Genomic DNA, 13743 nt, shown 5'->3' on the forward strand with positions numbered 1-13743 from the left:
ACATGGTCCGGGCGCTCCTGAGCACGTGCGTGCTCTTCATCCTCGTGCTCCCGGTCGCGTGCGCCTCTCCGGCTCCCGAGCTCTGGCCGCCTGCCCCGGGTACGCCTGGGCATCCGATTTACATTTCGCTCGACACCTGGCACGGCATGATTGCGTTTCCCCTGGCTGATGACCGAGAAGCGAACCGGCCCCTGGCCCGCGAGCGCCAGGACTCTACATCCTCGGAAGGAGACGATGGAGGTTATGAAGAGTGGGGCTATGCCGAACGCGGGTGGTACATGGAAGGCCGCACCGGGGTCACCGGAGTCCTCCGCGCACTGCTGTGGCCTACGGAAGGCGTCGTCGAAGTGGGGCGGCATGCACGGGTCTGGGCTGAGCGGACGCCGCAGCCGCCCGCCGAGCTCTTCGTCTTTCATCTGAGCGGGGAGGGATACGCCCGGCTGCGTCGCCACCTCCAGGAAACGATTGCCGACCCTTCGCCCATTGCCCAAGCCGGCACCAGCCGCTTCTATCCGGCCAAGGCCTCGTATCATCTCTTCCACACGTGCCACCAATTCGCCGCGCAGGCGCTTCGCGAAGCGGGACTCCCCCTCTCGCCCGGCTTCGCGGTGACCCGGTCTCTGCTCGCCCTGCAACTTCGCCGTGCGCAACGGGTTGAGACGGGCGCCTCTCGCTCATCCGATCCCTCGGGTAGTAATGGCCGCGTTGGTCACTGATCGTCGGTCATGATCCATGAACGGACGGAAGGGGTGAACGAGTCCAGGGAGACCGAGTCGTCACGGCGGGCATGACCGGCCCAGTGTCATTCTCACTTCCCCGATTCGTGCGTGCGAGAGTACGAACCGTTTGAAGATGGTCGACACGGCTTGGGCGAGTTTCAGTCTAAGCACGGCAACGGCTAGCCGCGACAGTGAGGAGCGAAGGCGAGGTGTGCGAGGAGAGCATGTCGTGGAGAGCCACGAGATTGCACGGGCCCGACGCTCATGGCCACGGCACTGAAATGCGATCAGGCTGGAATTCTTCAGGGTTGTCAACACACATCAATAGGAACGCTGTTTGCACATCTCCTATCTATGCATGACTTTCATGAAATCATTTCAGGTCTGCCAAGGTGGAGGAGAAGGACGCTGAAACCGTGAGGATAATGAAGGAGAGGGATGATGGCGTGCGCACGTTGTGGAGGACTGACCGTTGTTGAGGACATCCTTGAAGAAAATGGATCCCGGACAGGGTTCGACGCCAAGCGCTGTCTGAATTGCGGGGATCGGGAGGACACGGTGATCCTTGCCAATCGTCGTGTCAATGGCTTCTGCGTCGAAACAGGTCCGCGTGATCGGATCAGGCAAAAGTAGTCTGTGCGTCTCAGCGCTTAGCCCGAATCCGCAAATAAATCTTGTCTCATTGGTGTATGCCGCGGGTCCTGTCGCGGCGAACAGCCCCACCGTGCTCACTCCACCCATCCCCCAGTGGAGCCCTTCCGTTGCGCGCGGTGGGGCGCCCGTTCACCACGCCACCCGCGGGTATGTTGCCTCAGTACTTCGAAAGTATTTTCGGATTAGGGTGAGCAGTTCCTTGAGCGCTTCTTTTGTGTCGCGAGTGAGGAAAAGTGCGATTGCGCTCAGTCGGCACGGATCAGGTTCGCCCGTTTGCCATGTTCAGACGGACGTGATGAGTGAAGCCCGGCGTCATGAGCATGGAGCGCCAGGCTGCTGAAGCGAAGGCACGGAGCTCTTCACACAGGTAACCCTACTCTCAATTCGCGCCTTCCTCCTGTTCATCTTCCTCATATAGCTCTCGCCCACACTCAGCTCGAACATCTGCCCCGCCCGATGGTCAAAGCTCCGAAAGGCAGTGGGGGAGTCGTTGTAGATCAACACAAAACTCATGGCACTCACGCTCCTGCCCGGCTGTGGTCCAGTTCCCCGATGTCCCGTGAGCAGTCGTGGTTTAACACGGAAAATCGTGACGCTTCGAGGTTCATGTCTCCTGCTGAGGATCGTCGGATCATCACTCGCATTGGAATTATCGGTAATTCATCGTCCACCGCATCACGGCGATTCATGGCGTCAGAGTTGCACGAGGGAGCTGCGCGAGCGGCGGACTCACAGCTTGGAAAGGAGGACTGATCATGGTGTTATCCCGGAGACAACTTCTCAAGATATCGGCCGGTACCGTCGCGGCGGCGGCGATCGCCGATCACGGATTCGCGCTGACGGCTTTGCAGCCGGTGCTGGAGGTGGGAAATCCTCTCGGTGATTACCCGGACCGGTCCTGGGAGCGTGTCTACCATGATCAATATCGATACGATTCCTCGTTCACGTGGGTGTGTTCCCCCAATGACACCCATGCCTGCCGCATACGCGCGTTCGTCAGGAATGGTGTCGTCATGCGGGTGGAACAAAACTACGATCACCAGACCTACGAGGACCTGTACGGCAACCGCGGGACGTTCGCGCACAATCCACGGATGTGCTTGAAGGGCTACACGTTCCATCGCCGGGTGTACGGGCCGTATCGGCTGAAGGGCCCGTTGATGCGCCGGGGCTGGAAGCAGTGGATGGATGACGGCTCCCCGGAGCTGACCCCCGACACCAAGCGCAAGTACAAATTCGACAGTCGCTATCTGGACGACATGATCCGGGTCTCGTGGGAGGCGGCGTTCAGCTATCTGGCGAAGGCGATGATCATCATTGCGGAACGATACAGCGGCGAGGCGGGGGCACGCCGCTTGCGCGAGCAGGGGTATGCGCCGGAGATGATCGAGATGATGAAGGGCGCGGGGGTTCGCTGCTTTAAGCATCGGGCGGGGATGCCGATCTTGGGCTTGATCGGCAAGATGGGCAATACGCGGATCAATAACGGGGTTCTGCCTCTGTTGGACAGTTGGATCCGCAAGGTCAGCCCGGATCAGGCACAAGGCGGTCGGTATTGGAACAATTATACCTGGCACGGGGATCAGGATCCGAGCCAGCCGTGGTGGAACGGCACGCAAAACTGCGACATGGATCTCTCCGACATGCGGTTTAGCAAGCTCAACACGAGCTGGGGGAAGAACTTCGTCGAGAACAAGATGCCGGAGGCGCACTGGAAGTTGGAGTGCCTTGAGCGCGGGTCGCGTATCGTGGTCATCACCCCGGAATACAATCCCACCGCCTCAAGGGCTGATTATTGGATTCCGCTCCGGCCGGAGACGGACGGCGCTCACTTCCTGGGTGCCTGCAAAATCATCCTCGACGAGAACATGCAAGACATCGATTACATCAAGGGCTACACGGACATGCCGATCCTGGTCCGGACGGACACCCTTCAGTATCTGGATCCCCGGGATGTCGTGAAGGACTACACGTTCCCGGATTTCTCGAAGAGCTATTCGGGCATGGTGCAGTCGTTGAATCCCGAGCAGATCCAGCGGTTGGGCGGCATGATGGTCTGGGATCTGGCCAAGAACCAGGCGGTGCCGCTGCACCGTGAGCAGGTCGGCTGGCATTACTTTAGTAGCGGTATCGACGCGGCGCTGACCGGGACGTACCGGGTGAAGCTGCTGAACGGCCGCGAGGTGGACGTGATGCCGGTCTATCAGATGTATCTCGTGCATTTGCAGGACTATGACCTGGACACGGTGCATCAGATCACACGGGCGCCCAAGGACTTGATCGTCCGGTGGGCGCGGGACAGCGGGACGATCAAGCCTGCAGCCATGCACAACGGCGAAGGGGTCTGCCACTATTTTCACATGACCGAAATGGGACGGGCGGCGGCGTTGGTCTGCACGCTGACTGGCAATATCGGCAAGTTCGGCTCGGGCTGCCACACCTGGTCCGGTAACTACAAAGTTGGCATCTGGAGCGCGACGCCGTGGTCGGGAGCAGGGGCCAACGTCTATATCGGTGAAGATCCCTGGAACATCAATTTAGATCCTCATGCGCATGGAAAGGAGATTAAGTATCGGAAACACTACTATGGGGAAGAGCCCGGGTATTGGAACCACGGCGACACCGCACTGATCGTCAACACCCCCAAGTATGGGCGGAAGGTCTTCACGGGGAAGACCCACATGCCGACGCCGAGCAAGCTCCGCTGGGTCGTGAACGTCAATATTCTGAATAACGCCAAGCACCACTACGATATGGTCAAGAACGTCGACCCGAATATCGAATGCCTTGTGACACAGGACATTGAAATGACGTCCGATGTCAACCACGCCGACATTGCCTTTGCCTGCAACTCGTGGATGGAGTTCACCTATCCGGAGATGACCGCTACGGTCTCGAACCCCTGGCTGCAAATCTGGAAGGGCGGAATCCGTCCACTCTATGACACGCGCAACGACCTCGATACATTTGCCGGTGTGGGGGCGAAGCTTGCCGAAATAACCGGGGATCGGCGTATGCGGGACTACTTCCACTTCGTCTATCTGAATCGGGTCGACGTCTATGCCCAGCGCATCCTCGATGCCTCGAGTACCTTCTATGGGTATCATGCGGACACGATCTTGAAATCCGAGAAGGGCTGGATGGTGATGACCCGGACCTATCCCCGCCACCCGCTCTGGGAAGAGACCAACGAGAGTAAGCCGCAGTGGACGCGGTCGGGCCGGATCGAGACCTACCGGATCGAGCCGGAAGCGATTGAATACGGCGAGAACTTCATCAGCCATCGCGAGGGGCCGGAAGCGACCCCGTACCTGCCCAACGCGATTTTTACGACGAACCCCTACGTCCGGCCCGATGACTATGGGATTCCGATCACGGCGCAGCACCACGACGACAAAACCGTCCGTAATCTCAAACTACCGTGGCAGGAAATCTCCCGGTACAGCAATCCGTTGTGGGAGAAAGGCTATCAGTTCTACTGCGTCACGCCCAAAACTCGGCACCGCACGCACAGCCAGTGGTCAGTGAATGATTGGATTCAAATCTATGAATCCAACTTCGGTGATCCCTATCGGATGGACAAGCGGACGCCGGGGGTGGGCGAGCACCAGTTGCACATCAACCCGCAGGCGGCGAAGGACCGGGGCATCAACGACGGCGACTACGTGTTCGTGGACGGCAACCCGGTGGACCGGCCGTACCGCGGCTGGAAGCCGAGTGATCCGTACTACAAGGTGGCGCGGTTGATGATCCGGGCGAAGTACAACCCGGCCTATCCGTACCATGTCACGATGACGAAAACGGCTCCCTATGTTGCGACGGCGAAATCCGTCAAAGGCCATGAGACGCGGCCGGACGGACGGGCCATTGCGGTCGATACCGGGTATCAGAGCAACTTGCGATATGGCGCACAGCAATCCTTTACGCGATCGTGGCTGATGCCGATGCATCAGACCGATTCGTTGCCGGGGAAGTCAGCCAACGCCTTGAAGTTCAAATGGGGATTTGAAATCGACCACCATGCCGTCAACACGGTGCCGAAGGAGTGCCTGATCCGCATCACGAAGGCGGAGGACGGCGGCATCGGCGCCCGCGGCCCCTGGGAGCCGGTCCGGACCGGGTTCACCCCGGGCCAGGAGAACGAGTTCATGCTCAAGTGGCTCAAGGGGGAACACATCAAGATCAAGGTGTAAGACGGACGTTAAACGTTACATGTTAAACGTTAAACGTTAAGGTAATTACTAATTTCTGGGCCAGGCCTAAAATGGAGGCCTTGGCCCATGACACAGACGGCGCTGTCGGTTCGGCTCGTCGACGAACGATTGAGACGACATCAGTGTGTGCGGTGCGGGACACCGCATCGGCAGTATCGTCCGGGGGCGCGCACCCGCTGCCTCGCTTGCCGGTGGCGGTATCGACCCGATCGGGTCGCCCGTGAGCTGCAGATCTTGCAGCTCTTCTGCTTGGAGATCTCGGCGCTGCGGACGGCGCGAGAACTGCGCATGAGTCCCTTGCCGATCTGGCAGCGCTTTATGGCCTACCGCCGCTGGATGGCCACGATGGCCGAGACGGAAGCCCGGCCGCTGACCGGGGAACTGGAATGCGATGAGAGCTATTTCGGCGGCCGTCGCCGCGGAGGGCGGCGGGGGCGCGCCCGTGGCCAAAAAGTCATTGTCTTCGGCATCTTGGAACGGCAGGGCCGGGTCAGCACCGTCGTCGTCCCCCAGGCCGATGCAGCGACGCTGATGCGGGAAATCGAACGTCGAGCGCTCAAAGGTGCCGTCTTCTACACGGATCGCTTTAGCAGCTATAAATCCCTGCGGCGCTACGGCAAACACCTGCCGGTCGACCATGGGCAGACCTATGTGCAGCGGGGGCGTCATTACCTTCGCCACATCAACGGCATTGAAGGGTTCTGGAGCTACGCCAAGGAACGCTTGCGCAAGTATCATGGCGTCAGCCGCTTGCACTTCCCGCTCTATCTGAAGGAAATGGAATTTCGGTTCAATCATCGCCGGGATGATCTGTTCGAGTTGCTTGGGACTCACTTGTTGAAGGTCTTGTTCGAGTATCCGATTGGCTATTCCACCTAAGGAAAAAGAGGCCTTGGCCCAAGATTTAGCAATCACCAACGTTAAACGTGAATCACAGGACAGAGGGGCCAAGAAGACGTACTTGTGTCACGAATAACGATGAACGAAGAACGAATAACGGCTTCGGTTCGGCGCCTTTCTTCTAGTGAAGAAAAAGGAGAAGCGATGAGGATCTCTATTTTTGCTCCAGTACTTGTGCTGTCATTGTACGTGCTTTCGCCGGCCGTCGCTGCCACAGACGCCGATGTCCCGGGCGCGCCTGCGCAGCTGCTCCCCGGTGACCGGGTTCTCCTGGGAACAGTCGAGGAGATTGCCGGGGACCAGGCACGAATTACGACGGGAGAAGTGGAGCCGCGTTACATCCCGATGAACGTGCGCAGGGCCAAGGGCCTGCCGCCGCTCAAGAAGGGCGATCGCGTCGAGATCACGGTCAACGATCAAAATCTGCTCGTCGATGCTCATGCGGTGGGAGAATCGAGCCATCATCTCATCGTGCACGGCCGGCTGGTCGAACCGCTCGCCGTAGGACAGCAGAAGGCTGTGATCCAGAACGCTCGGAGCGGGCAGCAAGAGTCGCACTTCATTCGACCGCTTGCACGGAGCAAGGTCGCATCTATCCCTCTTGGTATAGACGCGGTCTTTCTCCTTGATGAGTTGGATCAGATCGTCGATGTGGCCTTTGGGAGCGCGGAAGCCATCCATCGGGCGACAGAGCTCTGGCAAAAGAGCACGACTCTCAATCGGCCTGGAAGCAACGTGGCCAGCGGCGAAGCGTGCGCGTGGCTCCGCCATGTACCGTCGGCCACATGCTTCCCCGACGTGGGTGGTGGCAACTGAACCACCAACCACTGCTGCTGGATGCCCGCTCGCATCTCGGGTTTGGGCGAGGAGGCCAGGAAGAGACGGCGGAGGGCCTCTGTTGGGCAGTATTGTAAACGCGTGTCGATGGGGTGGTTCCGTGAAATCCCTGTGCCGATGGTGGGTGTTAGCGGTCATCAGCATCACCTTGAGTGCTTGTCAGTGGGCAAGACTGCCGAACAGTGCCATCCCCGGCAAGGTCGATGTGATCGAGCTGTGGCAGACGTACAAGCATTGCCAAGCCAGCACGGATCCGGGCCAAGTTTTGGTGGACACACTCCTTCTGACCCAAGCGCTCGTTCATTTAGAGGAGCACGAACGTATGGGGTCATTGAATCTGCTCAGCGGAGTCTTGTCGCCACAGCCAAGCAGACTGGCGGTTGATCCCAGGTCGCTCGCCGCCTCGTGCCTTTTACGCGCGGCGCAGCACGTGACAAAATCCGCCCCGCAGCAGGCAAAGCGCCTCTATCGGTCGGTATTCATAACGTTTCCGGGTACCGACGACGAGTATTACCGCAGACAGGCCAGTGCGGGCCTCGCCGAATTACTGATCGCGGAGCAGGACTCCATAAGGACTTCGCAGTGACTGGAGCATCCGCTCTTGCACGCCACAGCGAGTCGCCCCACCTTTTAGAGGTAGGCTTTCACGTGCCACCAATTCGCCGCACAGGCGCTTCGCGAAGCGGGACTCCCCCTCTCGCCCGGCTTCGCGCTGACCCGGTCTCTGCTCCCCCTGCAACTTCGCCGTGTGCAACGGGTTAAGGCGGGCGCCTCGGGTCCGTCGGGTCCGTAGGCGCCCAGCCCCCTCTTGACAATGCCAACAGCGTTATTACTAACCGAGACACTGGCCCGTGTCTTCGGATCGGTCACCCGCCTACAAGGAGGAGTCGCCATGGATCTCATGCGGCCCAAGATCGGACAAGATGCCTTCCGTGAATTGGAAAACATGTCGGACCGGCTCAATCGCCTCCTGACGGGCCGAAGCTGGCCCGGTGGAGGACAAGACGAGTCGATGGCCCTACCCGAGTGGGCGCCGGCTGTCGACGTGATGGAGATGGACGGTGAATTTCAGATTCGAGCCGAGCTGCCGGGCGTCGAGAAAAAAGATGTGAAACTGTCCGTCGAGGACGGGGTGCTGACGATCTCCGGCCATCGACCGCAGGAGAAGGAAGAAAAGGGCACACGCTATCATCGGATCGAGCGGGCGTATGGCAGTTTTGCCCGGAGCTTTCGGGTGCCGGACTCGGTCGATGAGCAAAAGGTGACGGCTGAATTCACGAACGGAGTCCTGACCATCCATCTGCCGAAATCGGAAAAGGCGCGACCCAAATCGGTCGAGATCAGAGTTGCGTAGACCTCGCTCGGCGTGCGTGTTGTCTTGACCTAGACACGGGGGGCAGAGGGATGTAGGCTTTCGGTATGGACGACCGGATGGGGCCCGTGAAAGACTACTATGCCGCGCTGGGTGTCAGCAGCACGGAAAGTCTGCAAGGCATCCACGAGGCGTACCGGAGGTTGGCCAAGCAGTATCATCCTGACCGGGCCGGCGATCAAGGAACCCGGAAGTTTCAGGAGATCCAGGAGGCATACGAGGTCCTCTCGGATCCCGACAAGCGGAAGCGATACGATGCCCAGGCCGATCGCCCGCGACCAACCCGGTCCGTCGAACCCGAGCCACTCGTGCGCTCCCCCCGTCGGCCGCGCTTCAGGGGGCCCGAGCCCCTCACCAGGTCCTTTTCTCCGATCGAAGAGGTCTTCGAGCCCGTGTCCTTCGCGCGGTGCCCCTTCTGCGGCGGCCGGGCGGGCAACTTCGGGTTCACGTGTCCCTTCTGCTCCGGCTCTGACGAGTTGGAACGCGCTCTTGCGCGTCTGATGGCCGGTTACCTTCGAAGCTTTCGGGGAGAATGGTTTTAAGGCCGAGCTGCAAACTTCTGAAACGCGCTTCACGTGCCGGAGAGGCGGAGTGCGGCTCTCACTTTCAAATCGCGCGGTATGTCGATGAGCCGGTGGCGCTCGCGTGCAGGGATTCGGTCAATCCGGTCTAGGCATCGCCTTGAGCCGGTTGTTCTCTCGCCGTAACTCTTGCACCTCATGCTCCAGGTCGATCAGTTTCAATTCCCGACCCACCACCACATCGTGAAATTGTTCCAGTTCGGCAAGTCGTTCCTGGAGAGCCGCGTTAGCCCGTTCGAGTTCCGTGGTTCGATCCAAGACTCGGCGCTCTAATTCGCGTTTTGCCTGGCTGAGAGCCTCTTCCGCTTGCCGACGCTCGGTCAAGTCTCGGGTGATCTTGGCATAGCCGCGAAGCTTTCCCTCTTCATCATACAGGGCTGTGATGACGACATCGGCCCAAAATAGACGGCCATCCTTACGGACACGCCATCCCTCATCTTCCACGCGTCCGTCCTGCCTCGCTTGTGCTAGAAGCTTCTGCGGTCTGTTTCCCTGCCGATCCGCCTCGGTATAAAAACATTGGAAGTGCCGCCCGATAATCTCATCTGCCCGATAGCCTTTGAGCACCTGAGCCCCGACGTTCCAGGTGACGACATAACCATCGGGGTCGAGCGCGAAGATCGCGTAATCTCTCACTCGACTAACGAGGAGCCGAAATAACTCGGCAGTGTCCGCGAGGTTCTGGACGTGCCGTCCATGAACGTTTGGGCTCGTCTCTCTCTCTCTTAGCATGGTCCTCTGTAGCTATAGCACAAGGTGCAGCGAACGACAGACAGAAGGAAAAGGCTTGCGGTGTAGATCTTCCTCCTACATATTTGACGCTTCCTGACTGGGTTTAACGGGAGCACGCTCACCAAGGGTCATATCCCTTCCGATGGATTATGGTCGCCGTATAGCGGCCAATTTGGAGCTGTACCCCATCGAGATACAGGCAACTTCTGACAGCCGAGAACCACCACCTCACCAAGGTCTACAGCCTCTTCATGTCCAACAGTACCTACAGCGAGCAGAGTAACGACTGGCTGTGGTAGCGCCGTCGGAGATTGTTAGCTGAGGGTATGAGAGGACAGCCAGCATGGTTGACGAACTGATCAGAAGGGAAGTGGCGAGTTTTGTTGCGTCTTGCGACATGTTGGTCCACAGGGGCGAAATGAATGCGCCGCTCACGGAGCGCGAACGTGAGTTGATTGCGAGGTACATCGACCGGCTCTGTGAGAGGCTAAGGCTAAAGACCGGGCAGTAGCTCTTCCGATGGGCCTGGGCCTCGCTCTTCCCTCAGTACGGCGAACGCAGCCGGCCGACTTTGTGGTCGGTGAGCTTCATCCGTTCGGGCTCCGTGGCGGTACAACTCCCTGACGTCTGGTGATTGCGGAGGGACCGAGGGGCAGGAGTGCGATCTACTCGAAAACACCGCGGAGCAGAAACGGCTTCGAAAATACCGCCGATGATCTGCATGCATGCGGGTTGATTGTCAGCACGGGGCATGCCGCGGCTGCGACCGCCGCCCGCGCCACGCTTCCGAGGACGAGACGTTTAAGCCCGTGATGGCCGTGTGTTCCTATCACGAGCATGGAACAATCCGTGTCGCGCGATGTCTCAAGAATGATGTCGATTGGCGCCCCGTCCTTAATCAGGTATCGTGCCCGCACTCCCTGCACATGGAGATCCTGAACAGTCTTCGCAACGGCTCCTTCGACAAGTTCTCGGACTCTCTCCACGGCCGTGAGGGTGCTGAGCTTCGTGTGAAGCCCGATCCACGCCCAATCCAATACATGGAGCAAGGTGACCTCAAGCCCAAGTTCCTTCGCCATTTGGATTCCATACAGCAGCGCATACTGTGAGCAGTCGGAGAAGTCCAGAGGAATGAGAACGCGATTCAAGCGTTGCTCCTCATGATCACGTCGGAGTCCTCTTCTCGGGTCGCCCTGGGGCAGGCAGACGGTGAGAACCGGACACGGAGCGTCCCGAATGATTGCCTCAGCCAGGGGCTCCGATCTCACCTGCTCGATGAAACCCGAGGCGCGCGTTCCGAGTGCGACCATATCCGCGTGAACCGCCGTTACGGTCTGGACAACCTCCGTTGCGGAATGCCCCGTCCCTGGAAGCGCATGAGCCACCACCCCGTGGGCCGCAGCCCGGCTTACCAAGCCCGCAAGTTCATGTATGACTTGCTCCTCGTCTAATTCGGTCGAGGGCCTCGCCTCAGGAGACGCAGCATAGAGAGCGTCAAACTCGGCATCAAACTGCTTCGCCATGGAAAAAGCGTACGGCTCTGCGTAGGCGGAGCACGCGGTAAAGTCGGAAGCGAACAGCATCCGATGGATGAGCGTCGAGGCGGTCTTTCCCATAGATCACCCAGTACGATCTGGTCACGGAGCACAACCCGTGGACGTCATCTCCATCGACGTCGCCACAACGACCCGTCGACTTCACACTACAACGCCACAGTCGGCGATGCTGACCGGTCTTTGCTTACGCGGTATCCCTCATGCGCACCTGCCTCGGTCCGAGGTCGAGTGGGGTAGGTTTCCGGGCAGGACCTGAGTGCAATGGGTCGATGAGATTTTAAAGACCCTGGGCTAGGTCGAGGCTGAGGATTACAGGTAGTCGTCCGAAAAACGGGCTGGTTGACGCGGGACGAGGCGAAACTCAAAGCTGAAATGGGGCGCTTCAGGATCGAGGGAGTAGTTGAAGAGCGATTCAGCCTCGACGCGCTCGTTTGGCTGGGCCTTGCCTTTGGGGAACACCTTCAGCCGTAGCCTGGTCGACGTCTCACCTTCCCGTCGGCCCGGTCCCGTGACGGCTTCGATGTCCAGCCGGTCTTGAATCGCTGCTATCCCGCGTTCAACCGCGTCGTTCAGCACCCGACCGCCCAGGCTTATTGCCTCGTCCAAACTCCACGTCTGTCCCTCGTCGACATCAGTAGCATGGATTTCCGTTGGGAGCTGAGTCAGTACGAAGGCCAAGGTTAGCAAGAGAGGTACGACAGGCTGCATGGAGGAATTCTAGGACGGCTCCGGCGCTGTAATCAATCAGCAACAATGCGTGCAGCAACAATGCGTGGTGCGGTCCGGTTCACAGCAGGGCTTCACATCAGGGCGACAGCGCCTGGAGAAGCGAATGCACCCCTGGCCGGCTCTCAGCGAATATCTCTTGATACCGGCCTTGTAAGGCGCTCGCATAGGAGCCCTTCTGATGAGTCGGTATGTCCATGAGCACCGCAAGGGAGGTCACATATTCTCCTTCACCCCTTGCAATGTCCTCACGCAGACGTTCGACGTTGAATGCAGCGAATGCGGTGAGCTTGTATTCCGGCTTCACAATGCCGTCTTGCGAAAACCATGATCGGGGGGAGGTCGTCTCGGTCGTCGGTCGCGTCAGCTCTCTGGTCGCATCAGTGGTCCCGTTTGTCAGCTCGCTGGAGGCCCGAGTCGGCGCTTCGCTCAGACGCGTCGATGCGCGAAACGGCGCCTTGGTCGCATCCAGCGTCGGCTGTGTCATACAGCCAACGGTCGTGATCGCCAGCAGAGCCAGGACCGAGCGGAGGCCTGTCCCGATGTTCATAGCCGTCCTCCGTGCTAGTCTCCGGCGCACACCAATCTGGTTCAGCCCGATCGTGGATCGAAGTTGTGGCGAAGGTCAGAAAACAAACAGGCTGAACTGGGTTCCTAGCACTGCCTCATCTTCATGTCTGAGCTTGCGCCCGGTCACGTCGCTGAAGCCGTCTCTAGAATCAGTTCAGCCCTGCCCTGACTGTACACGTTACCCCTGTGGGGGCCTATCAGGCGCCATACAAAGCAGGCGTCAGCCACACAAGCACAGCTCGATGTGTTCAGTACACAGTGGCAGCTTCACGCTCTTTGGTCCCGCCGTTCAGATTTACACCGCCATGCACCCCTTCGAGGAAATCCGAAAGACATCCGGGGCAATCTCGGTCATGTTGGCCATCATGATGCCTCCTTGCTCGCTAGAGGCATATCCTGGAACAGAAGAATTTTGCAACGTCGCGAATGGGACATAATCCGTACTCACCGGCCCTCATGAGAGGATACTGATGCAACGGCGGTAGCAAGGTGCCGTGAGGCGTCGTGCCGAGGACGAAAAGAAGAAATGGTAGGCCCCTAGACGAGACCTAACCCCTGAAAAGAGGAGAGAGGGCTAGGTCTTGCCGCCGAGAATCTCACCGGCCTTGTTCAGTGCCATCACTTCGGCCTCTTCTCGACTGGCGGATGGAGCGGTGCTGAACGATCTGGCCCTCGTGTTCTCACCCGCTCCGCAATACACGGTGCCTTCGACGACCCATCGGCCGGACGGCTCTTCTCGAATTAGCAGCTTCACCTTGCATCCCGAGACCACGATCTCCTTGGAGTATTGCTCGGACGCCATACCGAGGATCATAGGAGGCAGAGTGTTCGGAAGTCAAAAGCGGCAGATTGATGCTAACGGCCATCGCGCCCCTTTGACCT

General features: G+C 59.2%; 12 protein-coding genes. 7 read left to right on the top strand and 5 right to left on the bottom strand.

Annotated elements, in window-relative coordinates; all coding sequences use genetic code 11:
* The first annotated feature begins 2 nt into the window (after positions 1-2).
* From ACWHYV_RS11745 to ACWHYV_RS11775, 7 genes are all read left to right on the top strand, one after another.
* Positions 3-716 (top strand): DUF2459 domain-containing protein, encoded by a 714-nt coding sequence (locus ACWHYV_RS11745; RefSeq protein WP_447976683.1) that lies wholly within the window; start codon positions 3-5, stop codon positions 714-716.
* A gap of 1412 nt (positions 717-2128) precedes the next feature.
* Entirely contained in the window at positions 2129-5566 is a 3438-nt protein-coding gene (locus tag ACWHYV_RS11750; RefSeq protein ID WP_447976684.1) for a molybdopterin-dependent oxidoreductase, read from the top strand.
* Positions 5567-5653: 87 nt separating this feature from the next.
* Positions 5654-6466 carry an IS1595 family transposase gene (locus ACWHYV_RS11755; RefSeq protein WP_447976685.1) on the top strand — a complete coding sequence of 271 codons (813 nt, stop codon included), beginning with the start codon at positions 5654-5656 and terminating at the stop codon, positions 6464-6466.
* A 165-nt stretch (positions 6467-6631) separates the two neighbouring features.
* The gene (locus tag ACWHYV_RS11760; RefSeq protein ID WP_447976686.1) at positions 6632-7303 is read left to right on the top strand and encodes a hypothetical protein; all 672 of its coding nucleotides are present in this window, start codon (positions 6632-6634) and stop codon (positions 7301-7303) included.
* A gap of 145 nt (positions 7304-7448) precedes the next feature.
* Positions 7449-7910 carry a hypothetical protein gene (locus ACWHYV_RS11765; protein ID WP_447976687.1) on the top strand — a complete coding sequence of 154 codons (462 nt, stop codon included), beginning with the start codon at positions 7449-7451 and terminating at the stop codon, positions 7908-7910.
* 306 nt (positions 7911-8216) lie between these two features.
* Positions 8217-8678, top strand: a complete 462-nt coding sequence (locus tag ACWHYV_RS11770) for an Hsp20/alpha crystallin family protein (RefSeq protein WP_447976688.1) — start codon at positions 8217-8219, stop codon at positions 8676-8678.
* A 77-nt stretch (positions 8679-8755) separates the two neighbouring features.
* Positions 8756-9238, top strand: coding sequence for a DnaJ domain-containing protein (locus tag ACWHYV_RS11775; protein WP_447976689.1), 483 nt, complete (start codon positions 8756-8758; stop codon positions 9236-9238).
* A gap of 117 nt (positions 9239-9355) precedes the next feature.
* Here the strand turns inward: ACWHYV_RS11775 and ACWHYV_RS11780 are convergent, their stop codons facing one another.
* The 5 genes from ACWHYV_RS11780 to ACWHYV_RS11800 all read right to left on the bottom strand — a co-directional run bounded on the left by ACWHYV_RS11780 (position 9356) and on the right by ACWHYV_RS11800 (position 13663).
* Positions 9356-9913, bottom strand: coding sequence for a PAS domain-containing protein (locus tag ACWHYV_RS11780; RefSeq protein WP_447976690.1), 558 nt, complete (start codon positions 9911-9913; stop codon positions 9356-9358).
* 761 nt (positions 9914-10674) lie between these two features.
* Entirely contained in the window at positions 10675-11625 is a 951-nt protein-coding gene (locus ACWHYV_RS11785; protein ID WP_447976691.1) for a universal stress protein, read from the bottom strand.
* Positions 11626-11874: 249 nt separating this feature from the next.
* Positions 11875-12171, bottom strand: coding sequence for a hypothetical protein (locus tag ACWHYV_RS11790; protein WP_447976692.1), 297 nt, complete (start codon positions 12169-12171; stop codon positions 11875-11877).
* A gap of 199 nt (positions 12172-12370) precedes the next feature.
* On the bottom strand, positions 12371-12841 hold the full coding sequence (locus tag ACWHYV_RS11795) for a DUF3015 family protein (RefSeq protein WP_447976693.1): 471 nt from the start codon (positions 12839-12841) through the stop codon (positions 12371-12373).
* Positions 12842-13435: 594 nt separating this feature from the next.
* Positions 13436-13663 carry a hypothetical protein gene (locus ACWHYV_RS11800; RefSeq protein ID WP_447976694.1) on the bottom strand — a complete coding sequence of 76 codons (228 nt, stop codon included), beginning with the start codon at positions 13661-13663 and terminating at the stop codon, positions 13436-13438.
* Between the last annotated feature and the right edge of the window lie 80 nt (positions 13664-13743).

The organism is Candidatus Nitrospira bockiana (assembly GCF_965152565.1).